Genomic DNA, 25,027 nt, shown 5'->3' on the forward strand with positions numbered 1-25,027 from the left:
CACGTATGGCTTATCACTCAAATTGCTGAGATAAGCCTCCTTTGTACTTTACTCTTTTTTCAAGGAGAAAAAAAGAGCACTGAAAAAGGAAATGTGTTCCTCATGAGAATGTACATACTAAACGGATGGATTGACCATTTGGATCACCCGCCTCAGGGAAAGTCAAGAATCCATGTGTTTCATTCACTGTTCAGTTGATTTTAGCAAACTCTCGTCAGGCTCTCAATTTACATCAGATAGAACGCATCCTTTCATCATGTCATAATAGAACGAAACAGGAGAACTGGAGTGTCCGAAAATGATTGTAACGATTGTTCTTTTTTTATTAGCTGGTCTGGCTGAAATAGGTGGCGGTTATCTTGTCTGGCTGTGGCTGCGTGAAGCAAAACCCGTCAGCTATGGAATCGCAGGTAGCCTCATCTTGGTCGCTTACGGCGTCATCTCTACATTCCAGCAGTTCCCGACCTTTGGGCGGGTTTATGCGGCCTATGGCGGTGTTTTTGTCGTTCTCGCTGTGTTTTGGGGCTGGTGGGTCGATCGCAAAACCCCTGATTTCTATGACTGGTTGGGTGCTTTGATCTGTTTAGCTGGTGTCAGTGTGATGTTATTTGCCCCCCGCAGTTAATGGTCGGATGTTGATCACACGCTAAAAAGCCGGCAATATGCCGGCTTCAGATTGTTGACAAAGGGTTAAAATGAACTTTATTTTAGCCCTTTGTCTTCTTTTCAGCGTGATAGAAAACCTTTGCAGCCCTAGGAAGGACGAGCATCGGCGCAGAGCGAATTTGACATTCGTGAGCACCGAAGCGCAGGACTGACACCGAATGCGAGGGTTTGTCTACACGCTGAGCCGGCAATATGCCGGCTTTTCCTCTTTTACATTCTAAATTGTGTTTCATACAAACGCCGGTACATCCCGTCCATTTCCAGCAGGTCTTCATGCCTGCCTTGCTCCTTGATGCCCTCTTTTGTTAAAACCACAATCCGGTCAGCATGCTGGATGGTCGCTAGGCGATGCGCAATAATAAACGTGGTTCGTCCTTCAGATAGTTCTTCAAGTGAGCCCTGAATAAAGGATTCTGTCTCCGTATCCAGAGAAGATGTGGCTTCATCTAAAATAAAAATTGGCGGATTTTTAAGGAAAATACGTGCAATGGAGATACGCTGTTTTTGTCCGCCAGATAACATCATCCCGCGTTCACCGATGATCGTATCAAGCCCATTTGGCAAGCTATTTACAAGATCCTTCAGTTGGGCTTTCTCCACTGCCTGCCACACTTCTTCATCAGATGCATCGAGTTTTCCGTATAAAATGTTTTCTCGGATGGTCCCATGGAATAAATAAATATCTTGCTGGACGACACCAATTTGTCTCCGCAACGAAGGCAGTGTCATCTTTCGTGTCTCTATGCCATCAATTGTAATGGTTCCCTCCTGCCATTCGTAAAAGCGTGGCAGTAAACTGCAAAGCGTCGATTTCCCAGCACCAGAGGGACCTACGACCGCAATGGTCTCTCCTTGTTTCACCTCAAGATTGATGTCATGAAGAACCGGTTTGTCTGATTCATATTGAAAAGACACATGCTCAAAAACGATATCCCCTTTTAACTGATCAACTTCAATGGCATCATCCGCATCCTTTTCATCAGGTGATTGATCGATGAGTGATGCAAATCGTTTAAAGCCCGCTGCACCTTTTGGATACATTTCAATGACTGCATTGATTTGTTGAATGGGTCCTAAGAAGATGCCTGTTAATAGCACAAATGATACAAATTCCCCATACGTCATATTTTTTTGCAGCACAAACCATGCGCCGCATACAAGGCCAAACACTGTCACACTCTTAATAAGAAAATGACTAACAGCGGTATGCACAGCCATCATTTGATATGTGGTTAGCTTTGTCTTTCTAAATTGCTCGTTATGTTCAATAAATCGGTCCATTTCATGTGATTCATTTCCGAATGCTTTCACAACCCGTATGCCACTAATATTGTTTTCCACACGTGAATGGAATTGACCAATACTCGAGAACATTTTATCAAAAGCAGCAGACATTTTTTTCGTAAAGTAGACGGATAATCCGATCAAGAATGGAACGACAATAAATGTGAGAACTGCCAGCTGCCAATTAATCGACAGCATCAAGCCAAAGGCACCCGTGAGTGTCATGATAGCGATAAATAAATCCTCCGGGCCATGATGCGCGATTTCTCCAATATCCATTAAATCATTTGTCATACGGGACACGAGTTTTCCCGTTTTCTTTTTGTCAAAGAAGCGAAAGGACATTCTTTGTACATGAGAAAATAGCTGATTCCTCATATCCGTTTCTATATTAATGCCTAATTTGTGCCCAAAATAGGTCACGACATAATGCATCGTAGAGCTGATCACGTATAAACTGAGGAGCAGAATGCCCCAAAACCAAATGGCATCCCAATCACCATTTGGCAGCAAATCGTCCATCACTTTACTGATGGCAAGGGGAAAGGATAATTCGAGTAAGGCTGCCAGTACCGCACAGGAAAAATCTAATATAAACAGCCCCATATATGGTTTGTAGTATGAGAAGAAACGCTTTAACAATTGACAGACCTCCTACCGATCAGACATTTCTGTCAATATGTCAGCAAACTCTTCCGCTTGATTGGCTACTGCAATCGGATCGTAAGGCCAGAAGAACTCTGTATCCATTTGATAGGTCTGCTCTTTTTTGACAGATTCTAGACTCTTCCAAATAGAATTGTTTTTATCAAATGTTCCGCCGTTGCTTTCATCAATGAAAATGTAGTCTCCTGCATATTCAGGAAGGGTTTCATAAGAAATGACTTCATACCCTGTTTTACTTTTTAAAATTGTATCTCTGACCTGTTTTGGCGGGTTTACCTGTAATTGCTGATATAATGCCTGCCCGCCTCGATAAATTCCGTTACCATATACATAGACATCATTTTTAAAAGCGCCCATGATCGAGACCGTTTCATTCTCTTTTAAAGCAGACTTCACTTTTTTCCTAGCAGCCTCAATTCGTTGATCGAAGGCGGTGAGGAATGCTTTTCCTTCCTCTTCTTTATTTAAAATTTTTGCCAGCGTCGTTAATTCTTCATGTGCATCTTTGAAAGAACCGTAAGGATACACGATGGTAGGGGCTATTTTTTTGTACACATCATAGACTTTTTCATCCTGTACGGCTGTGATAATCAGATCAGGCTTTAAGCTAAGTGCTTTTTCAGCTGAACGCTCGTCACTGATGTCCTCTATTCCTTTTATCTTGCCCTTTAAGTGTACGTTCTTTAAATCCTGCGTTGTCGATCCAACAGGCTGAACGTCAAGTGCAATCACACTCCCTAAATATCCATCTACAAGAATTCGTTTAGGTTCAGCTGGAATCTCTATCTTTCCTTTCACTGTTTCAACCGTTTTCGTTTCTTGCTTTGATTCTGCTGTTTTGGCTTGTTCTTTATTGCCACAAGCCGTCAATATCATTAGAAGAATGACAGCACATATCCAATACGTCTTTTTCATCTCCATATTCCTCCTTCATTTTCGCAACTACAAATGAGAATAGTTATCAATTACTAGTCTCATGTATTCTATCAACCTCACCCGTAGTGGTCTATGGAGGATTCTCGCAACTTACATATGGACAATTGTTGGATAGGCTGGCTGTGTCAACTGAGAGACAAACCGGTCCATCAAAAGAAGTGCACGCTCTCCTTCATCAAATCGAAACTCCTCCAGTTTTACTGGATAAAAGGTACCATTTTTCACAGCCGATAATTGACGAAGAACATCACTTTCTTCCATTCGCTTGTCCATTTGCTTATACCACCCATATTGGTCAGAGACAATAAAAAACATATGATCCGCCTCGTATTCTCCAAGTCTCTCTAAAGGAATGACTGTATGTTGATTAGGAAGAAGAACTTCTTCTAAAATGGCTTTTGGAGGTTTTAAGCCAAGCGTTTCGTAAAGATAGAAGGCCCCTCTTGCCTCATAGGACCACATATACACTTTGTCATGTCCTCTCATTTCATAGATTGCAACGGTCTCGCCTTTTTCTCTAAAGGAAGACAGGGTGTTTCTTGCCTGTTGACTAAGTTGTTCAAATCGTTTCACCCAATCGTTTGCCTCATTTTCTCTTCCTAAAAGGCGTCCTATAGACAGTACATCTTGTACAGCATGATGACCAGCGTATGGCAGAACAAGAACAGGTGCGATTTGCTCCAATCGCTTGATCAATGCAGGTTTTGAATAATAATAGTTAGGGACGATGATGACATCTAATTGAAGTGATTTAAAGACGTCATCAGGCGTATGTTCATTTATGATAAGCGAACTGGCCAGATGTTCTTTGAGTATATCTGAATGGAGATCGGTTTCTTCGTCAATACAAACAGGCTCAATGCCTATTGCAACCAATAACCCGACAAATTGAAAAGCAGCAATCCGCTCTGGTCTTCGGTTCATTCGAAACTGACTGGGCGTTCTTCCTGTTTTTTGACGGAACTTCCTGCTGAAATATAAACTGTCTGCATACCCGACTTGCCGTGCTATGATTTGAATTTGATCGTCTGTTTGCAGAAGACGTTTTTTGGCTTCGTCTATTCGAATTTGTGCAATGTATTCTGTCACACTCATCCCCATACTTTGTTTGAAAAAGGTAGAAAAGTAACTCTCATGAAACCCCATCTTATGAGCTAAGTCTTTTCTTGTTAGTTTTTGATCATAATGCTCAGCCATATACTGCAAGATCATGTTAATCGAATAATGCACTTTTTCGTTGTATGGCTTGGATTGTTTGCGGAAAATGAACATGATTTCTTCCAGCCATTTCGCCTGTTCTTGTATGATTTGGCTCGTCTGTATTTGTTTGATGTAAGAAAAAAGGACGGGAGAGCCTTTCACCACTTCACCGTTATCAGGGAGGTCATCGTGATTCACCTTATAGACCAATTCATTTTGTGCATCATGTGCCAGAGTGAATTGATCAAATGTGACAGTATAGATCACCACTTGCTCGCTGGATAAAGATTCAACCATGACATCTATTCCTGAGCGGATCAACACACTGTCTTTTGCATTTAGCTCATATCGAATTCCTTCCATGTCAACTCTCACCGCACCGTCCGTAGTCAAGAACATCAGTGAAGATGTTTGCCATGAGTCCGTTTGTTTCACAGAAAGAGATCGTTTACTGCTTTCTTTCATGCGAAGAATTGTATGATTATAGGCGGTCATTTTCTCTTTCTCCTTCCATATAAAAAAGTGCTAAAATAAACCATTTTAGCACTTCAATGTCTGACTGAATGGTGATTATCGCGCTCCAGCCGTTTGTAATTCTTTGTTTTTCTCTTTAAAGCGTTCATTATGTGAAGACACGTACGCTACTTTTTCTGCTTCTGGTTCGATGTATAGCTTTGCGCTATTGAGTGCATTGACTCCATCAACAAACGTACCGGCAATTAAACGCACTTTACTTTTATGTGTGCATAAGTCGCCAACTGCATAGACGCCAGGTAAATTGGTTTCCATCTTTTCATTGACCTCGATGAGTCCCCACTCACCTTGCTTGAGTCCCCATTCTGATAGAACGCTTAAATCACCTTTCATGCCATGGTTGACGATGACAGCATCGGTTTCGATTCGTTCGATGTCGCCTGTTTCTAAGTGCTGAATGGTGACGGCTTCAATTTTGTCACCTTGACCATGAAGCTCTGTGAGTTCATGCGGTGTGAGAATGCGAGCACTAGATGCTTTCATGTTGGCGACGTTTTTTTCATGTCCACCAAACATATCACGACGATGCACAACGGTCACACTTTCAGCAATTGGAACGAGGGCATTGGCCCAATCAACAGCTGAATCTCCGCCTCCAGAGATGACCACCCGCTTTCCTGCAAACGTCTTTAGCTCCTGCACAGTGTAATAAAGGTTTGTTACTTCATAACGGTCTGCATGCTCGATTTCAAGTTTTCGCTGAACTGGAATTCCGTGACCCATCGCTAAGATGAGGGTCTTTGTCAAATGACGATCGCCATTTTCAGCCGTCAGCAGGATATGACCATTCTCATCCCGCTCGAATTGCGTGATTTTTTGATTCAACGCAATCTCTGGTTCAAATGTTTTCGCCTGCGTTTCTAGCTGCTGGATCAGCTGTTCACCTCTTGTTGGTGGCAAACCACCCACATCCCATATGACTTTTTCAGGATATAAGAGGATTTTTCCGCCAAGGCTTTCGTTATACTCCAGTACCTTCGTCTTTAAATCCCGCATCCCACTATAAAAGGCGGTGTACATTCCTGCTGGACCGCCGCCAATAATGGTAACGTCAAACAATTCAAGTTGTTCTGTCATTTGAGTCCCTCCAGTTTTTCATCGATTGATCTATTTATAAGTGATATTGATTCTCATTATCATATGTACCTATTGTAGTCTACTCTGGTGAAGGGAATCAATAGCTTTCTGCAAAAAAAGAACAGGACGAGCGCTTTCTCGTCCTGTCAGCCATCACACAATCGTTAATCCAAGGTCCTTTAATTCCAGCGAAACAAGTCTTGCAATCGCATCTGCCCCTTCTTTTGTAAAGTGCGTGCGATCCTCTATACCTGTTGACAGCATAAAGTAAGAAGTCGTTTTCTCTATGCCGGAAATTTGATAAAACTGGAGACTAACTGTATTTAAATCAACGAGAAGAACTTCTTCTTCATCGGCTAGTTCTTTCATCGCGGCACAGTAGTCAGGGAAATCATTGATATATTCTCCGTCTTTTTCATGAAAGCGGCCGACTGGCGTTAATAAAAGCGGTGTAGCTCCTTTCGCTCTTGCTCCGTGAATATATTGAGACAAATAGCTTTTATACGTTGTGAAAGGATCTGTATGCCGTTCCGGCTTCTCCGTTGAAGCATCATTGTGCCCCATTTGTGTAAACAGCCAGTCCCCAGGCTGAATGTCAGCTAATATTTTATCAAGCCGTCCTTCTTCAATGAATGTTTTTGAGCTTCTTCCACCGATTGCGCGGTTGTCGACGCTCACACCCTGCGCTGTGTAGCGATGTAAAAACTCTCCCCACCCTCCTTGAACAGGACGATCTGGGTAAGATGAAACGGTTGAATCACCAGCTAAATAGATGGTTGTCATGTTCATACGCCTCCTTTTTCATCTAGCCACTCTAATAAGCGATGCGGACATCCAAGTGGCTGCTGAAAAGATATGAAACAATCAGCATCGCTACTTCATTCATTCTCTTTTTAATGATCAAAACCCTGCTTACCGGTAGATGTGAATACGTTAAATATGCGGCGGAAGTTCTACTTTTGTCTCAACGGCTTGCTTTAACGCCTGAAGCATATAGCCAATTCCTTTATATGGAGCCAGCGGATAAATCGCTGTCTGATGAGGAAGTAATAACGGATCGATCACCTTTCGATATTTCTTTCCACCTAGTATCACTAATTCATCATATGCAGTGAGATGTTTTTCATGAAATTGCTGACTTAGTGCTTCTCTTGTTATCTGATTAGTATGCGGTGTACCAAAAGCCACATCATAATTTTCATGAATAATATCATCTGCCTTTAAGAATCCATGCTTCGCTGAAATAATTAGGTAGTCTGAAAAGAACGTTCGGGCATAGCTTTTCGTACGCTGATGCAGCGGACTTAAATAAACGAGGTTCGCCGGCTGGCTCCCTGCCTCTGGATGGACGTCCCATATTTTCTTGGCGCCACATGGAATGATACAAACTCGCTTCACTTGATTTTCTCCTTCCTTCGTTGATACATCCGATACAACATACAACCTAGCGCTGTGCCAAGTGTATTTAAGAGAATATCATCTATATCGCTGCTTCTTGTAATCATACCAGATTGTGAGAATATCCATTGAAGGATTTCGATGATCGCTGACAAGATCAACCCAGCCAGCACCGCCTTTTGAAAGCGACATGTCCGAAAGGCTTGATATAGAAAAAAACCGAGCGGCACAAATAAGAGAATGTTCCCTGCCAAATTTAACAAGACAAGGTTTGGATAGCCATGCTGAAAGGCGTGTAGGTTTTGTTGAATGGAGTGGAAGGGAATCAGATTGACGCTCACTTGATCTTTTGGTGCTGAAAAGCGATTCGGAAAGACCGTTAAATAAAAGAGAACATTCGTATATACAAATAGAAAAGCAAGGACCATTTCTGTTCGTAAATAGATAAAACGTTGCTGTTTTTTTGCCAGCCTATATCTCATAGTTAGATAGAACGGGACGAGCAGAAGAAAATAAGCCATTGAAAACATAGCACTGGATGTCATACAAATAGCTGCCCCTTTCTTACACCATGCTTGACCATATTACAGGTTATTCAGGCTTTCCTGTATCTATTCATCACTTATTCTCACAATTCATGCGATATTGACAAATCGTCATTTTCTCGGTATACTGACTGACATTCAGTCATTTTAAGGTCGGTGATCCTGTGTCAAAACGAGAAAAAATTATGCTTGCTGCGATTGATGCCTTTAAAGAGAAGGGAATTGAAAAGACGACTATATCGGATATTGTGAAAACAGCAGGAGTAGCGCAAGGAACTTTTTATTTATATTTTCCTTCAAAGCTGTCTGTCATGCCTGCCATCGCTGAACATCTAATCGCACAGATGGTCCCTGCCATTGAAAAGGAACTCACTCAGCATGCGGATGTACTTGATCAAGCAGATGCACTAGTTGAATTTATTTTCTCTTTTACAAGACAATACCGTGATGTTCTTGCCCTAACGTATTCAGGTTTAGCTGCCACCGAGCATTTAAAGGAATGGGAAGATATTTATGAACCGATTTACAAATGGGTCGCTTCTTTTTTAGATAAGGCAAAACAGGACAAAAGAGTACGTGCGAACTTGAACTGTCAATCTGCTGCGAAATTCATTATCGGTTTACTTGAATCATCAGCTGAGCAAATGTACTTATTTACAGAAACAGATACAGAAGAGGTTCTGATTCAAAAACGAGAGGTGAAGCAATTTCTCCTTTACGCACTTGGCATAGAGACACCTTAACTTAGTACAGCACTTGCTGTACGCTCTTTTTTGGCTTCGAAATGACGAATCGTCAGTTTTCAGTTTTAGGAGGAAATACGATGAAAAAAAGCTGGATGTATGTTGCACTCACATGTTTATTTGAATTACTTTGGGTGTTTGGTTTAAATAGAGCTGATGCTGTGTGGGAGTGGGCGATCATTATCTGCCTGATCCCGGTTGATTTTTATTTTTTAATGAAAGCCTGCGAGAAGCTGCCGACAGGGACTGTGTACGCCGTGTTTGCAGGAGTTGGAACGATTGGTACATCTTTGATGGATTATGCGCTGTTCGGCGGTTCGTTTTCATTAGAAAAGCTTTTATTTATGGGCATTTTAATTCTCGGAATTATTGGACTGAAGGTGTCTGATGGAGATGCACATGAGCAGAAAGGAGAAGCGGTATAAATGGGCTGGTTTTTTGTACTGTTGGCCTCTGCCTGTGAAATTGGCGGAACCATTGGTCTCAATATGTTTAGTAAGAAAAAGCAACTCACGACAGGCATGTTATTTGTCGGCGGATTTGCCTTATCCTTTTTGTTTTTGTACGCCTCGTTCTCTTCCGTTCAAGTCTCCGTTGCCTATACGGTTTGGATTGGACTTGGAACAGCGGGTTCTGTCTTGTTTAATATGATTCTATTTAAAGAGCCGAAAAACATGATTCGTATCCTCAGCTTGCTGCTGATTGTGATTGGCGTCGTTGGGCTGAAGTTATTTGCGTAATAGAAAAAGCAATGGAATAGATTATCCATTGCTTTTTAAGTTAATTTTTATACTTTTCTTGGTACGCTTTAAATTGTTTTTCGTATTTTTTCAACTTTTCCCCATCGACTTTTGAATTTATTTTCGGTTTCCGCTTTCCAATTACCATTACATCTTTATCTACAATAGGACTTGATAAAAAGATGTATGGTGCAAAACGATCACACTTCGTATTTGGAAGGGTGACGGATAATCTAGCGTATTCTTCTGTCGGGAATTGGTTTGAAATGTCAAGTTCCTTGAGTCCCTCTAATGCCGATATTGGCTCTAAAGACTCGTCCTTCACTTTTATATTTGATAAGCACAGATATTTTAAATTCTTGAGGTATCTTAAAGGTTGTAGAGTATTTAAGTTTAATGTATTCCAAATCCCACCTGACAATTGCAACCATTCTAAACCAGTGTTTTTTTGCAAAGGAGCTATGTCATTCAACTTTGAAAAATCTGTTAAGGATAAAGATTTTAAAAAAGTGTTTTTTGATAGATCCCATAAACTTTGTGCCTTTGTATTCCATTCAAGTGACAATACCTCAACATCTTGAAGAGAACTGATGATTGATAAATCTTCTACTCTCAGTTCACGCATATAGAGCATTTTGGGATTAACTAAGCTCAAGATCGTATTGAATTCCTTTTGGCTCACTTTGTAAATCCACAATTTCGTCAGGTTAGAAAAAGAGTTCAACCTTTCAATATTTTTAATTTTACCTGTGATTACTAACTCAGTGGCATTTTCATCTACATCGGCTAAATCATGAACAGCTTCTGGTCGTGCATCATGACGAAAAATATATTCAGGGTCTTCTTTTAACATTCTTTTACCTCCACACCTACAAATGATGGATATCTAAATGAATTTTATCAGAGTTTTTCCGAAGAAACAGGGAAAGGGATAAAATCTAGATGGTCTTCTTTGGTCCGTTTAACCACAATCCGCCGATGATTACGTCTGTTTTCAATTCATTTTATAAAATCTTTATCATCTAAAATATGGAGCAACAACATATCAACGACTTCGCTTTCACTATACTCCATATATTCTGCACAGGTCTTGACGATAGCTTGTACTCTTTCATATAAACAAATAAAAGAACTCCAATTCATATACGAATTAGAGTCCTCATTATATGACTAATACAATTTTCCCACCTTAAAACCGAACCCGTTCATTAAAGATCTTGCTTTTTTATTTCTCGTTTAATGTGGATCATGCTGCTCAAGCAAGAGATCCATTGCGTAAATCGATTCCCCTTTTTCATCCAATAAAAAATACACAATCAAAGGCTCTCCAAAGGACCCTGTCTGCTGCGTGAACAAAACACATGTGAATTTTTCAATACCTATCGGAAGCTTTTTTCTTAATAAAGGATGAAGAATAGGCGAAGTCCGAATTGTATCTATATCCACATCCCAACGTTCGTTTTTTAAAGTGGGATAATGCTCTACTAACAATTGGTGTAACATGTCGGTCGTGAGCGTTGCTTTTCCATCAAACTCATCATCTATTATGTTGGTGTTATACATCCGACGGTTGCTTATCCTTTGAAGCATTGATTCGTATTCCTTTTAAGACAAATCGTTTCTGACCATCAAGAGTACAAGTGATCAATGTCAGTTCATTTTTCCCGCGATCCTTTAGTACATCAACATCCGTCGGTTCTATCGTAGCAGAGCTGACAATTTTGTATTCGTATGTTTCTGCTTGATGATGTAAGACGACTTTTTCTCCTTTAGGCACCTCTGGCAGCTGTCGGAAAAGCCGGTCGCCTCTATACCCTCTATGGCCTGCAATCGTGAAATTTCCTTCCCCTGGCATTTGATGAGATTTGATTTGAGTCAGTGCAATACTTAGATTTTCTTTTGTTGTAACAGGTAGCACTTTTTCATTTAAATCAATTGACGGGATCTCAAGCTCCATCGTATCTCGCAGGTCTTCTTCTGACACAGTTAAATGTGGAATAGAAGAAAGGGCATCACTGTCATTTTCTTCAATCATTTTCAATGCCTCTTCCATGGCTGCTGCCTCTTGAGACGTTCGCCACTCATATAGAAAAGGAACGGAGATGAGCATTAGTCCTGCGACCACCAAAAAGCTGCCTAATAAGGTTCTTTTTTTCATCAATACACTCGTTCCTTTCTTTTACTGAATGGTTCTTCTTCTGACTACAAGAAGAACAGTTCCAGACACTACTAGTAAAATCCCTGCATACATCAAATAACGTAGCCATTCTTCTCCCGTCTTTGGCAATTCACCGTTTGAGTCATGAGGCGGATGTTGATCCCCTTGATCTGAGGCTGGAGGATTCGTGTGGTCCTCTTCATTCTTCATTGGAGCATTTTTCACAATCAATGTCTTGATCTCCACTTCGCCCATTTGAATTGTAAAAGCGAGTGGTTTTTTTAACGCTACATAACCATTTGGAGCTTTCGTCTCTGTGAGTGTATATTCACCAGGTTTAAGCCCTTTGACAATGGCTTCTCCGTCTTTTCCTGTTGTCACAGATTTTATCGTTTTCCCAGCTTTTGTACGAATGTCAAAGGCTGCACCTTTTAAGGTTCTATCAGTCTGCTGGTCTACCTTTATGATACGCAGACTTCCTAAAATCAAGTGATTCTTCGCTGTTAATTGAAGAGGCTTCTGCTGATTTTTCTCAATCGTAAACCGGATCGGCTGATCATCTAATTCATAGCCGTGAGGCGCTTTCGTTTCAACGAATTGATATTCTCCCGGTTTTAGATCGTTGATGTGAAGCTTTCCTTTTTGATCCGTTACAAGTGATTTCTTCAGCGTTTTCCCGTCTTTACTCTGAAGAGCAAACTCTGCGTTTTCCAGCGTGTGTCCCTCATCATCTACTTTGGTCAGTTCCACTGCTCCCGGCGTCAGTTTGTTGATCATTTCTACTTTTGTGGGTTTGTCTTGACCTAATCGAATCGTAAATGAGACAGGTGTCTGATCCAATTCATAGCCGGCAATGCTTGCTGTTTCGACAAATTGGTAGGTTCCTGGCTTCAGTTGATCGATTGTCAGTTGACCGTTTTTGTCTGTCTTTAAGTCTTTCTTCACACGCTGATCGTGCGCATCAATCAGGTCAAAGGTCACGCCAGCGAGCAACTGACCATCCTCCCCTTTTTTCTCAAGCTTCACAGCACTTGTCGTCCGAATATTTTCTTTCGTCACTTTCACCAGTTGATTTGGATTGAAATCAATCTTGAAGTCTACTGGTTCTGCATCAAGTTGATGTCCAAAAGGAGCCTTCGTTTCAACCAATTGGTAAGCGCCTGGTTTCAAATCGTTGACAGTGATGATGCCTTTTTCGTTGGTTGTTAAACCTGACATCAATTCTTTACCATCGTCATTGAACAGGGTAAATTCTGCGCCTTTCAATCTTTCTTTTTCTTCCCCTATTTTAGTTAGTTCTACAGAACCTTTCTTGAGCTGATTGATTGCCTCCACTTGAATCAAGTCTTTTTGACCTAATTCAACTTCAAAGACAAGTGGTTTCGCACTCAATTCATAGCCTTCAAGACTCTTTCTTTCAACAAATTGATAGGTTCCAGGTTTAAGACCTGTGAAGGTAATCTTTCCATCCTGATTGGTTGTAATTCCTTCTCCTCCTGCCACAATCTTTCCTTTGGCATCAGATAGATCAAAGACAACCCCTTCTAATGATTTCCCATCTTCACCTTTTTTGTGTAACAGCACTCCGCCAGTTGTGCGGCTATTTTCTTTTGTCACACTGACCAGCTTCTCAGGGTTAAATGGAATAGCAAAAGTGACAGGTGTTTCGTCAAGCTCATGACCGAATGGCGCCTTCGTTTCAACAAACTGATAGGTTCCAGGTTTCAGATCGTTGACGATGATCTTCCCGTTCTCATCTGTGACAAGACCTGTTTTTATCTCTTTTCCATTTGCATCTACTAGCTTGAATTCTGCTCCTTCAAGCACATCATTCTTTTCACCGAGTTTCGTGAGCTGGACAGCTCCAGTTTTGAGATCATTGATCACTTTGATCTCTGCCGGTTTTTTTTGTGCGATTTCGATGGTAAACGGATAAGGTTTATTTTTCTTTTGGTAACCATCAATACTCTCTGTCTCCACAAGCTGATATTTGCCCGGTTTGAGGTCATCGACCAACAGCTTCCCATCTTCATCTGTTGTCAAATCTTTACGCACGACTTTGTCATTTTGATCCAAGACTTCAAATCGAACATCTTGAAGCTTCTTGCCATCTTCCCCTTCTTTCATCACTTCTAATGCACTTGTTTCATAGAGGTTCTTTTGTGAAATGATGACTGGTTCTTTTGGATCGAGTGGTACTTCAAATGTGATGGGTGTTTCATCTAATACATAACCGTCTGGTGCGTTTGTTTCGATGAGCTGATACGAACCCGGTCTTAGTTCATTGATCGTGATCTTGCCATCTTTTCCTGTGACAAGCGCACCATTTAGCTCATGCCCATCTTGATCTAAGAGCTTGAACTGTGCACCTTCTAGTCTCTCTCCGCCTTCACCTATTTTGCTCAATTCTGCAGAGCCTTTGATGATGTCATTTACTGCGGTGACAACCGTTGTTTCTGTTTGATTTTCTTTAATGGTGAACGGCCATTTTTGCTGATTTAATTGATAGCCTTTCGGTGCGTTTGTTTCAACAAAATAATAGGAACCTGGCTCAAGATGTTTGAATAGGATTTCTCCTTTTTCATCCGTTTTCAAATGGGTTTGGACGGTATCTCCGGATTCATTTCTCAGTTCAAATTCTGCATTTTCTAATGCCGTACCCGTTTCTTTGTCTTTTTTCGTGAGCTTCACATGCTGGCGGATTTCTTGGTTTTGCACCGTCATGCTATTTCCTGTTTTCGTTTGATCTCCTGATTCGTAAGGCTGATCAATCGTGACATTGATCGGTTCCTTCGTTTTCAAATAACCATCAGGTGCTTTCTCTTCTGTCACGATATAGTCACCATACAGAAGACGATCAAATCGAAGAGCTCCTTCTTCATCTGTTGTCTTTGTTCCAATGACGATACCGCTCGCAGCATCTGTCAGAGAAAAGGTTGCTCCTTTTAGCGCTTTTCCACTACTCGCATCTACCTTATGAATGGTTAAAGCGCCAATCGCTCCTGTGCCATCTCCCATGCCAGCGGTACGTTTGACCACAATTGAGGCTTCGGATTCCTTTTTGATTTCTTTTACATTTTCACCTCTAAACGTTACTTCGTTTTGAAGTGTACTTCCCACCTTATCTAAAATGAGAGATTGGTATTCTAAAATATAGGGTCTCGTGATTTCTTCTTTAAATTTGATTTGAAAAGAATCTGGATCGAATTCAAGGTCTAGTTCATAATCCTTCCCTTTTTCAAGCTCATCCTTTTTAGTCACTTGCCCTTTTTCATCTATTGTTGTCGAATACAGATGAAATGAGTTTTCTATTATGGCTTGATTACTGCTCGGATGGTCTATAATCGTCGCATCTTGGACTGTTGATTGACCAAAGTTGATATTCAGTTTCCAATCAATGACTTTCCCTTGTTGATTTCCTGACTTGCTCGTGTATTTCCCTCCATTTGGAATGGACACCACAGCATTCACGTCTGATTCTTTCGTCTTCCCATCATAAAGGGTCGCTTTATTTTCGTAGGTTTTCTGTACTAAATCCATTCCTTCAACACTTGTTTGATACGTGATTTTGTATGGGGAATCAATGGCATGTTTGAAAATGACTTCGAAGCCTGATTCTCCCTTTTCATTTTCAAGGAATTTGATGTCATAATGTTCTTTCGCTAATACTTCTTTTTCTTCCGCACCATTTTCCCCGCCTTGTAAATCAAGCGAGTAGACGATAATTGAATCTTTAAGCAAACGCTGATTTCCTTGAATGAAATCCTCGATTTTCGCCTCTTCTAGATGTTTCAAATTATAGTTCACACCGATATTCCATGTGATCTCTTTTTTCTTTGCATCATATGTTCCATTCTTGAACCCATTTGACTGCGTGTATGTGTCAGGCGTAAAGACAGATTGGTTTTCCTTCGTCAAATCCTTGCCATCTTCATTTACCCATTCAAGTTTTACATGGTTACGCAGGTTCTTTTGATCTTTATCTGCTCTTTTTTCATAATCAAAAGACGTTGTATATGTGATGGTATGTTCTGTCTTGATTTCTTTCATAAATTGAATATCAAATCCATTTGCATGTTCAACGATTTGATAATCTGTGCCTTCTTCAAGCACTGTATTACCTGTCGTCACTTTTAAACTATCTTTTTGCAGCGTCAATCCTTCGTTTGTAAACGTATCTTTTAATATTACGTTGTTCATGGTTTGTTGATCTTTGTTGAAGATGATACGCCATGGAATGGTCTTGTTCTTGTAATTCGGTGTTCCGTGGTCTTTCGTTAGGATTTGCTGATCAATTCTTTGCTTCCCTTGTTCGCTCTCTTTGCCAGCTGTTACAGTATTGATAATGTCTTCAGCTTCGAAAATTCGCTCGGTTGCTTTTGTTTGATATGTGATCAGGTAAGCCGATTGGATATCTTGATTGAATTGCAAGGTAAACCCGTTTTGTTCATCCTTTTTTTGAGGTTGAACCACATAATCTTCAAACGCTTTTGTTCCTGATTCTTTGCCATTCTCATCAATTGTGACTTCTTTGACTTGAATTGAATCAGATATTAGCGCCTGTGTACCGTTAAAGAAGTCTTCTATTAAAGCATCCTTTTGAGCCAACTTTTTTTCGTTATAGTTATACCGAATTTCCCAAGTAATCGTTTGAGTGACTGGATCGTAGTGGGCGGCTTTTTTATTTAAAGGACTGCCTCTTGTCACATTCACTGTTCCTTCTGCTGAACTAATCTCTTTATCAGCAGAGACAAGGGACGCTTTATTACGAAACGCAGACTGATCTTGATTCGTAATGTCCGTTTCATACATTAAACGGTAAGCGAGATGCACGTCATCTTTAAATTCGATCGTGAAATCTTGACCATCTGCTGTTTGGCCGATGGTGTAGTGGTTTTCGTCAAGCAGCTGTCCAAGCGATGTTTCACCATTTAGCTTTGTATCTACACGATAAAGCTTGATTGAATCTTTTTTTAACGCTTGACCTTCTTGAATCGGATCTAACAGTTTCGCTTGTTTCACATCATCTAAGTCCATATTAAAATCGACTGTCCATTGAATGGTTTCAGCATTGTAAGATCGATTGGGTTCTCCCTTTTTAGAGACATTTGGACCATTTGGAATGTATTGAATCGGAATCGATATCGTATCTTTGCCTTCAATCGGGGTAATCACCACTTCTTTTTCTTCAGTGATCACTGTTTGTTTATCTAATTGTGTCCATACTTGAAGTGTTCCTTGGATATTTGAATATTGTTTAATAAAATCTGTGAACTCGATGGAGGCATTTCCGCTTTCATCTACAGAAAAATAACCAATGATCGATTGATTAAATTTCATCTCGAGTCGATCGATTTTTTCGTAAATGACTAATTCCTCTGGAACCTTGAAATGGAATTCATCCCCGCCATTATAGTTATGACCATTCGGGATGGCCCACTTATAGTTAATGGAAATCAGTGAGTTGACGTCAGGCTTATCAACTGAATTACCTTCCTGATCTTCAAAAATTAATTTGGCATCAGTAAGGAGATTTTCTTGTATCTGCATTTGTTTTGAAACACTTTGCAGCCCTACACGATTAGACACGTTCACTTTGTTTTTTAGTAACTCATCTTCATCGCTTTGTGTCTTTTGAACAGTTTCTTGATTGTTAGCAGCTTTGTCTTTCTCCGATGAGGTTGAATCATCTTTTGAAAGATTTTCTTTATGCTCATTTTGCTTTGTTTTCTCTTTTTTCTCAGCTATACTGGTGACGTCAATATCTATAGATCCTTCTAAATTCGGATCAAGCTCAATATCCTCATTGAATGTGACAGTCACTTCATTTTGTTTTGAAACGGTATACTCACCAACAGGGATGTCATCGACAGTAATGCGTTCTTTCTGCTCCTTCTCTACCTGAATGACTGATGGAAGAGAGAGAATATACGGATACTGCTTTTTGAGATCAATTCCTTTGATAGACCAATGCACAATGGCCTTTCTAACTTGCTGATCTTCTATGTTTGATAACTTGTTGCCTTCGCTATCAGCAAACTCAATATTCCCATAGATATTCTCTTGAATGTCTTTAGCTTGTGCCCCTGCTAAAGGCAAGATTCCTAATATACTAGACTGTATGACTAACACGGTCATCAGTGCCACCGATAATATTCTTTTCAATACATCCACCCTTTTCTACAATTATTTTTCAACAACAATTAAAAAATCATTTGTATACTGTCTGATCAATCACTCCGCTTCTGATCAAATTTTTCTAAAAATTGCATCTTAAGACCCTATGAATAAAATGAGTTGATCAACCATGAGTTTGAAAGGTCATCATGAGTAGTAGATATAGTAGCTGGATAGGGGTCTATAGCAATGGGGAATAGTGAGAGGGAACATGAAAAGAATAAATGTGAATTTTTCTATTTATACTGGAATGAACAACAAATGATTAGTACATGCATATATAAGCATGTATTCACATATAGAACGTTCATATAAAATAAGCATGTATCATATGGTATGTATGGTGAGATAGTTCAGCATCATATAGATCGCATTCCTTCTACTCCCTTCCATATGGTAATCAAAAAGCCGATGCTTTTTATTCTTACTTTTACCGTTTGAGCAGCAAAAAAATAAACAAAATGATCCATTTTTATGGGATTCATGGCATACTTATCATCTTTTAAAAGAAAGATATGGAGAATTAGGGTATAACATTTGTTTTCGTCTAATTTTTTTCTCTTTTATCATGAAAAGTGAAGACAAAACGATTTAGCCTAAACATTAAAATCATTTTATGCCTATTTAGAAATTAAAATGTTCTTTAAGTGAACTTCATAATATAAAGGCAAGCCAAGGGAAGGAGTTAGTTGTTTAATGGAGCTCATTGATAATAAATCAAAGAGATGGATAAAAATTCTAAAACTGCTTGTATCAAAAGATAAGTGGTGGAGCCTTCAAGAGATATCGAATGAACAAATCGGTTCGGTTCGTGCCATTCAAAACGATTTAGAACAAATGAAGTCGTTCCAAACAGAGAACGGTGAGCCGTTAATCCGCATAAAGCCAAGACAAGGCATATCCATTTGTTATACACAGACGATACGAGTCGACTACTATATCAAAGAAATTCTAAAAGATACGATTGAAATTCGATTGATTGACGGCGTTTTCTTTGAACAAAACAGGTCTTTCTATGAATGGATGGACACGCTGAATATCAGTAGATCCACATTGTATAACACCATACATAAAATCAATTCGCTTCTTACCTCGTATGACATTGAGTTACGACCAGATAGTATGCAGTTCCATGGAAATGAGAAGGAGATTCGTCAATTTTTTGTGGAATTTTTGTTTGAAGTTTATGGAAGCAGGCTTTGGCCATTCGATGATATTCAAAAGCAAGATGCAGTTGATTTTTTACAAAAGCTATTTCAGGTGCTCGAAGTCAATCTACCTGATGTGGCTTTAGATAAATTTTGCCTATGGCTCGCCGTTTCCATACACCGATTGAGGAAAAATTTTACCATACGACGCAATTATAGGTACTCAATGGATAAGGAAAAACAAACATCTACAGCTAAAGGTATCTATAAACAAATCAAAAACTTGGAAGAACACGTTTGCCAAATGACAAAGGACACTTTTGGTGTTACATTGGATCGTCACGAATTTGTCTTTTTATTATTGATTGAACCAGCTATTGGCCATTATAAATCAATTGAAACGGTCGAAGAAAAATTGACGTTCTTTCAATCGCATACACCACAGCTCTTTGAAGCCATTCATTCCTTTATCAATCAATTGGAGTTGATTTTTCATCAAGAGGTGGCTAATCGCAAGGCGATGACACTGATTCTTCTCCAATATTATGTGTATTCTAGGGAAATTACCGTAAGAGATGGATTCCTTTTCAAAAAGAAATCGAGTTATTTATCAGAGGTAAAAAAACAGCTTCCTTACTTCTATTCGAGGATTACTCATATCATCCAAGAGTTAAAAACAGACGATATACTCGCTTCTTTTGTGAAAAATGAACGAGAATTGATTCGTATCATTACTTCTAACTGGAGAGGGCTTGTTCATTTGGAAATGGATCGGAGAAACGTGTTGAACATTTTTGTCATTTCAACATTAGGTTATAATCATAGTTTGTTTATTGCGGATTTAATTAAATTAAGATTGCCTCCTCTCATTCATATTTTCACAAGTCCAGAAAATACATTAAATGAACTGACAATGGATCGACTTGGGATTGATATGATTGTGACCGATACTGAGCTTCCTCATCAATTAGGACGGTCTACGCTGCTGATCAGCTCTTTTCCAACAAAGAAAGAATTGGACAACTTGCACTCAAGATTGGCTGATATGACAAACTAAGTTTCACCAAAAAAGCTGCTGAGACATGCTCAAGCAGCTTTTTGGTTCTGTATTAATGAAGCACGATTTGTTCATTCATCAAATCAATGGCGTAAAGCGATTGCCCATATTCATCTAATAGAAGGTATACTTTGAGCGGGGCAGTGGTTTGATCTGTTTGCTGCGTGAATAGGACACAAGTGAATTTTTCAATCCCATCTGGCAGCTTGCTTTTCAGAAAAGGATGAAGAATAGGAGAGATTCGAAGGGTATCAACATCTTTCAGCCAAAGCTCATCTTGTAACGAAGGATAATGGTCAACCAAAAACTGACGAAACACTTCCAATGTACTCAAGGTAGATATCCTCACTTTCTTCTAACTTGGCTTCAAACTCACCTAAAAACAAACGGAACCAACTCATCATATGATCTCGGTACACGTATTTTCGCATACGGCTTGAGACATGATCACTTACTTTTTAGACTTGATACTGTAGATCAACTGTACTGTCACGAATGTTCAATATGTATAACGTTTCCTATGTCTTCTCATTGACTCCACCACGAATTCAAACAATGGACCTATGATCATATTCTTACCTGTTTTCTTTCGTGATGAAACGACAACTTCCTGCTACAAAATTCCATTTTTCTGCAAAAAAGAGGGAGATGGGACAAAAAAAGAACAGCTCCTCACTGTTCTTTTGGAAGTTATGAAAGGTCTGTCAAAGAGAACACTTCGCCGCTCACTGCATCAATGCCATCATGACAATCGAGCCTGCCGCATAAAACATATTGTTTTTGCACATCGTCATAGACATAGATAGGTATAAGTTCGAGGCGTTCTCTCAATGTTTCAAAGGCTTGTTTCTGAGTTATGGTGATTTCACTAGCTGTTTGAGATGGATTGAGTATCCCACATACTTGAAACATCTCTTTTTTATCTATGTAATTAATGGCTTCAAAAGTGTTGGCATCAATGAAGACCTTGATTTTATCCATAAATCCACAGCCTTCTTGTTCATTCGTTTTTAATATCGCATGGATGTATCCGTGATCACGTTGGAGTGTTTTTAGAACCCACTTTCCTGTATCCTTTGGATATTTTTGCGCCAAGAAGGTGCAGACTGCTTTGATACACTCATCCTGGTCTTCTTTTGATATCGGGAGGGAATCTGGTGATGATTCCAATGAGAAAGCTTGTTCAGCTGAAATGTTCTCATGAATGTCCATTTCTTTTTTTTCAAAGGCACTGTTTATCGGTTCATTCCACTCAATGACTTCATTCATGTGTATACAATGCGTTTCTTCACGCCCAATTTCAAACGGAAGAGTTCCTGTTCCATCGTTCTTCACATAGATTTCTTCTAACGCATAAATAGACCGGATTTGATTGTGCTCGAAGGAAGGCCATTGAAACAGCTGCACTTGCTGCTCAGCTAAGTTCTCCACCTGATCAAGGGAAAGCACATACTCCTCATCTTTCAGTAATGTTTTGGCTAAAAATGGACCGTGATGTGTAAAGTACATGAGCTGTCCATGTTCATTCCATTTCACTTCGATTCTGCCTGAAGGTGTTACTTTCACACCATCTATTGCTTCTTCGAAAGAAAGTTCCCCTTTCTCCTTCAGATGCATATGAAAATGCTCTCCATAGATCAATCCTGTTTCTTGTTCGATCCATTGAATGACATGAGCTGGATAAGGTCTCTTAAACGTGACACCATGCTGCGCATAGGTTTTGTCCATAACAAAAATAACTGATTCGGTCTGTCCTGTATTCAAGTTCACTTCAATGACAGCTGTGCCGTCTGGGTTTAGATCATCGTCCTCGGGTTCCGTTTCATGAGAGGGAAACCATTCCATATTCAATGTATACACCGTTTCATTGAACATATTGACGTAGCGATGAAAACTGTGTCTTTTTAGATAGTAAAGATCTAAGCCAAATTTCGTCTTTGTCTGATCGATCAGTTGTTGTATGTTTGCATTCATTTATTTCACCTCAAAATGATTCAGTCTTATGGAAGAACAAAGATGACGATAAAGCCGAAGATAACGATCGCTGTTAATAATCCTAAAACCATTGACACCATGTTTGTTTTCTTTGTAAAGCCTTTTAATTCATGCTCTTCAGTCGACCGGTCGATTTTTCTAAAGCGAAAAAGCATGCTTAAATTAATAAGGGCTAGAGTTACAAATAATAAGAAAATTAAAAGCATAGGTTGTATGTTTAAGAATGGATTTGTTACATCTTGGAAGCTGAATGACTGAAGGAACATCAGACCACTTAATACTACTCTTGAAATATTTTCTGCCTTCTTTTCTTTCTCCCACTCTTCCCCCAATTTTTCTTTTTCATAAATGGCTATCTGCTCGAAAAGGGGAATGAAAGACTTTGTTGATCCTTTTTTAATAAAACCATAAATACTTAGAAAGAGCATAATAATTCCTAAACAAAGAAAGAAATGTGTAAATCGAATGTCAGACATTTGAAGCAAGATAAAAAAAGCGACGATTATGATGCCGGCTATTAAATTAGAAACGACTATTTGCTTTGACCTCAGCTTTTTTAATGCAGCTTGTTCCATACAATACTCCTCCTCGTTTCAAATGTTTCTGTTAAGCGCTCTATCTCTATTACGATGTTATTGAAAAAATGTTTCAATATTTTCCCTTTCAATTGTCAATTCGGCTTTTTCCCAAATGAAAAGACGCCCACCATTCAATGAACGTCTTATCCTTCTTCATGAAATCAGCACATCATATTTGAGCTGTTCTGTCTTTTATTTGCTGGGCTGCCAAGTGTTTAAAGTCATCAATAGACAGCAGCTTTGACATTTTTTCTCCATGTTGTCTGATGTTCAGTGTTTTTTCTTGCATTTCTGTATCTCCAATGACAGCGATATAAGGAATTTTTTGCATTTGTGCTTCTCTCATTTTATAGCCGAGTTTTTCATCCCGTTCATCGATTGTGACTCTAATTCCGATATTTCTTAATTGCTGCCGCACCTCTATGCAGTAATCAAGGTGAACGCTTGAGACAGGTATGATTTGTACTTGGATTGGTGCGAGCCATAACGGGAAGACGCCGGCAAAATGTTCAATGAGAATACCAAGGAACCGGTCAAGTGAACCAAAAATGGCACTATGAATGACAACTGGCCGCACCTTTTCATTTTTCTCGTTGATATATGTTAAATCAAATTTCTCTGGCATTTGAAAATCCAGCTGAATTGTGGCGCACTGGTGGCTCCGCTTTAGTGCATCTTGAATATGAAAGTCGATCTTCGGACCATAAAATGCCCCATCTCCTTCATTTAAGTAGTAGTCAATCTTTAACTGATCAAGCACATTTTTTAGCGCTTTTTCGGATACATCCCAAATAGCGTCATCCCCTAATGCTTTTTCTGGACGAGTGGATAGTTCGACTGAATACTCAAAACCAAATGTCCGATATACGTAATCAACTAATTGGAAAATCTGTTTAATTTCAGCTTCAATTTGTTCTTCTCTCAAAAAAATATGGGCATCATCTTGGCAAAATGTTCTGACCCTGAACAATCCATTTAATGCTCCGCTGAATTCATGACGATGCACCTGACCAAATTCAGACATTCTAATTGGAAGGTCTCTATAGGAATATAAGTTATTTTTGAACATGAGCATATGCCCTGGACAGTTCATCGGCTTTAAAGCAAAACTTGTATCGTCTACTTCTGAGAAATACATATTCTCATGATAATGATCCCAATGACCTGACTTTTCCCAAAGTTCTTGGTTCATCATAAATGGCGTACTTACTTCTTCATATTGCGCTTTTCCTCGCACTTCTCTAGAAAAGGCCATTAATTCATTTCTGACAATCTGACCTTTTGGTAAATAAAACGGCATGCCTGGCGCTTCTTCTGAAAACATAAAGAGGGATAACTGTTTCCCTAATTTCCGGTGATCACGTTTATTTGCTTCTTCCATGAAATGAAGATAATCAGCTAGATGATTTGGATGCTGAAACGCTACACCATACACTCGCTGCAAGACATCCTGATTGCTATCTCCCCGCCAATAAGCCCCTGCCACACGTGTTAGTTTAAATGCCTTTAAATACCCTGTAGAAGGTAAATGGGGACCGCGGCACAAATCGATAAATTCTCCTTGCTGATAAATCGTGATGGCTTCTTGTCGAGGAAGACTTTTTAAAATATCCAGTTTATATGGATCATGTGCAAACATCACTTCAGCTTCTTTGTAAGAGACTTCCATTCTTTGAATAAGGTGATTCTCGTTTATGATGTTTTTCATCTCTTTTTCAATCATTGCCAAATCCTCTACGCTTAACGTTTGATTCAGCTTCATATCATAGTAAAATCCATTCTCAATGACAGGTCCGATCCCCAGTGTCACATTGTCATATAACCTTTTCACAGCTTGGGCTAATACATGTGTAGCTGTATGACGTAACACTTCCAGCCCTTCTTTTGAATCAAGTGTTAGAATCGAAACCCCCGCATCGTTGTTTAACGGATAACTTAAGTCCACTGTCTGATCATTGATCTTTCCCGCTACTGCTTTTTTTCTTAAACTTGGGCTAATATGGGAGGCAACCTCTGCGACTGTCGTACCTGCGGAGAACTCCTTGATCTTTCCATCTGGAAATTGAATTTTCACCATTTTTTCTCTCATCACTGACACACCTTTCTCTTTTTTGAAATAAAAAAA

20 protein-coding genes are annotated in these 25,027 nt (G+C 39.6%); 5 read left to right on the plus strand and 15 right to left on the minus strand.

The features are described from left to right. The first annotated feature begins 298 nt into the window (after positions 1–298). Complete coding sequence (locus FBF75_RS18090; RefSeq protein WP_136945047.1) at positions 299–625, plus strand: YnfA family protein; 327 nt, start codon at positions 299–301, stop codon at positions 623–625. Between the two features lie 251 nt (positions 626–876). On the opposite strand, the gene FBF75_RS18095 is transcribed toward FBF75_RS18090, so the two are convergent. From FBF75_RS18095 to FBF75_RS18125, 7 genes are all read right to left on the minus strand, one after another. Further along, entirely contained in the window at positions 877–2,592 is a 1,716-nt protein-coding gene (locus FBF75_RS18095; protein ID WP_125590536.1) for an ABC transporter ATP-binding protein, read from the minus strand. 12 nt (positions 2,593–2,604) lie between these two features. After that, positions 2,605–3,531: an ABC transporter substrate-binding protein gene (locus FBF75_RS18100; RefSeq protein WP_169476138.1), complete on the minus strand. Its 927-nt coding sequence runs from the start codon at positions 3,529–3,531 to the stop codon at positions 2,605–2,607. A 111-nt stretch (positions 3,532–3,642) separates the two neighbouring features. Further along, positions 3,643–5,247 carry a helix-turn-helix domain-containing protein gene (locus FBF75_RS18105; RefSeq protein ID WP_136945048.1) on the minus strand — a complete coding sequence of 535 codons (1,605 nt, stop codon included), beginning with the start codon at positions 5,245–5,247 and terminating at the stop codon, positions 3,643–3,645. Positions 5,248–5,322: 75 nt separating this feature from the next. Next, positions 5,323–6,363 carry an NAD(P)/FAD-dependent oxidoreductase gene (locus FBF75_RS18110; RefSeq protein ID WP_007496663.1) on the minus strand — a complete coding sequence of 347 codons (1,041 nt, stop codon included), beginning with the start codon at positions 6,361–6,363 and terminating at the stop codon, positions 5,323–5,325. A gap of 153 nt (positions 6,364–6,516) precedes the next feature. Continuing rightward, positions 6,517–7,146: a rhamnogalacturonan acetylesterase gene (locus FBF75_RS18115; protein ID WP_017358823.1), complete on the minus strand. Its 630-nt coding sequence runs from the start codon at positions 7,144–7,146 to the stop codon at positions 6,517–6,519. Positions 7,147–7,296: 150 nt separating this feature from the next. After that, a complete protein-coding gene (locus tag FBF75_RS18120) occupies positions 7,297–7,761 on the minus strand; it encodes a DUF6884 domain-containing protein (protein ID WP_136945049.1) in 465 nt (154 codons plus the stop codon). Then, positions 7,758–8,306 (minus strand): VanZ family protein, encoded by a 549-nt coding sequence (locus tag FBF75_RS18125; protein ID WP_007496656.1) that lies wholly within the window; start codon positions 8,304–8,306, stop codon positions 7,758–7,760. The genes FBF75_RS18120 and FBF75_RS18125 overlap by 4 nt, the downstream gene beginning before the upstream one ends. 185 nt (positions 8,307–8,491) lie before the next feature. Between FBF75_RS18125 and FBF75_RS18130 the strand changes: the two genes are divergently transcribed. The 3 genes from FBF75_RS18130 (at position 8,492) to FBF75_RS18140 (ending at position 9,789) form a co-directional block, all read left to right on the plus strand. Continuing rightward, positions 8,492–9,049 carry a TetR family transcriptional regulator gene (locus tag FBF75_RS18130; protein WP_169476140.1) on the plus strand — a complete coding sequence of 186 codons (558 nt, stop codon included), beginning with the start codon at positions 8,492–8,494 and terminating at the stop codon, positions 9,047–9,049. Positions 9,050–9,129: 80 nt separating this feature from the next. Then, positions 9,130–9,474 (plus strand): DMT family transporter, encoded by a 345-nt coding sequence (locus FBF75_RS18135; RefSeq protein WP_003217798.1) that lies wholly within the window; start codon positions 9,130–9,132, stop codon positions 9,472–9,474. Next, complete coding sequence (locus FBF75_RS18140) at positions 9,475–9,789, plus strand: DMT family transporter (RefSeq protein ID WP_017366853.1); 315 nt, start codon at positions 9,475–9,477, stop codon at positions 9,787–9,789. Positions 9,790–9,829: 40 nt separating this feature from the next. On the opposite strand, the gene FBF75_RS18145 is transcribed toward FBF75_RS18140, so the two are convergent. From FBF75_RS18145 to FBF75_RS18165, 4 genes are all read right to left on the minus strand, one after another. Next, entirely contained in the window at positions 9,830–10,642 is an 813-nt protein-coding gene (locus FBF75_RS18145) for a leucine-rich repeat domain-containing protein (protein WP_136945051.1), read from the minus strand. A gap of 383 nt (positions 10,643–11,025) precedes the next feature. Then, a complete protein-coding gene (locus FBF75_RS18155) occupies positions 11,026–11,352 on the minus strand; it encodes a hypothetical protein (RefSeq protein ID WP_017358815.1) in 327 nt (108 codons plus the stop codon). Next, positions 11,345–11,947 (minus strand): class D sortase, encoded by a 603-nt coding sequence (locus tag FBF75_RS18160; protein ID WP_017358814.1) that lies wholly within the window; start codon positions 11,945–11,947, stop codon positions 11,345–11,347. The genes FBF75_RS18155 and FBF75_RS18160 overlap by 8 nt, the downstream gene beginning before the upstream one ends. A gap of 21 nt (positions 11,948–11,968) precedes the next feature. After that, positions 11,969–18,112 carry a SpaA isopeptide-forming pilin-related protein gene (locus FBF75_RS18165; protein ID WP_136945052.1) on the minus strand — a complete coding sequence of 2,048 codons (6,144 nt, stop codon included), beginning with the start codon at positions 18,110–18,112 and terminating at the stop codon, positions 11,969–11,971. Positions 18,113–18,820: 708 nt separating this feature from the next. Here FBF75_RS18165 and FBF75_RS18170 point away from each other — a divergent pair. Continuing rightward, positions 18,821–20,329 (plus strand): AcpB/EbpR/MafR family transcriptional regulator, encoded by a 1,509-nt coding sequence (locus FBF75_RS18170; RefSeq protein ID WP_017358812.1) that lies wholly within the window; start codon positions 18,821–18,823, stop codon positions 20,327–20,329. Between the two features lie 52 nt (positions 20,330–20,381). Here FBF75_RS18170 and FBF75_RS18175 read toward each other — a convergent pair whose 3' ends face one another. The 4 genes from FBF75_RS18175 to thrS form a co-directional block, all read right to left on the minus strand. Next, entirely contained in the window at positions 20,382–20,663 is a 282-nt protein-coding gene (locus FBF75_RS18175; protein WP_017358811.1) for a hypothetical protein, read from the minus strand. Positions 20,664–21,019: 356 nt separating this feature from the next. After that, positions 21,020–22,303 carry a hypothetical protein gene (locus FBF75_RS18180; protein WP_074041641.1) on the minus strand — a complete coding sequence of 428 codons (1,284 nt, stop codon included), beginning with the start codon at positions 22,301–22,303 and terminating at the stop codon, positions 21,020–21,022. A 26-nt stretch (positions 22,304–22,329) separates the two neighbouring features. Next, the gene (locus FBF75_RS18185; protein WP_136945053.1) at positions 22,330–22,899 is read right to left on the minus strand and encodes a hypothetical protein; all 570 of its coding nucleotides are present in this window, start codon (positions 22,897–22,899) and stop codon (positions 22,330–22,332) included. 172 nt (positions 22,900–23,071) lie between these two features. Then, positions 23,072–24,991: a threonine--tRNA ligase gene (gene thrS, locus FBF75_RS18190; RefSeq protein WP_116307691.1), complete on the minus strand. Its 1,920-nt coding sequence runs from the start codon at positions 24,989–24,991 to the stop codon at positions 23,072–23,074. Between the last annotated feature and the right edge of the window lie 36 nt (positions 24,992–25,027).

This window comes from Bacillus sp. S2(2019), from assembly GCF_005144805.1.
GTDB lineage: Bacteria > Bacillota > Bacilli > Bacillales > Bacillaceae > Bacillus > Bacillus altitudinis.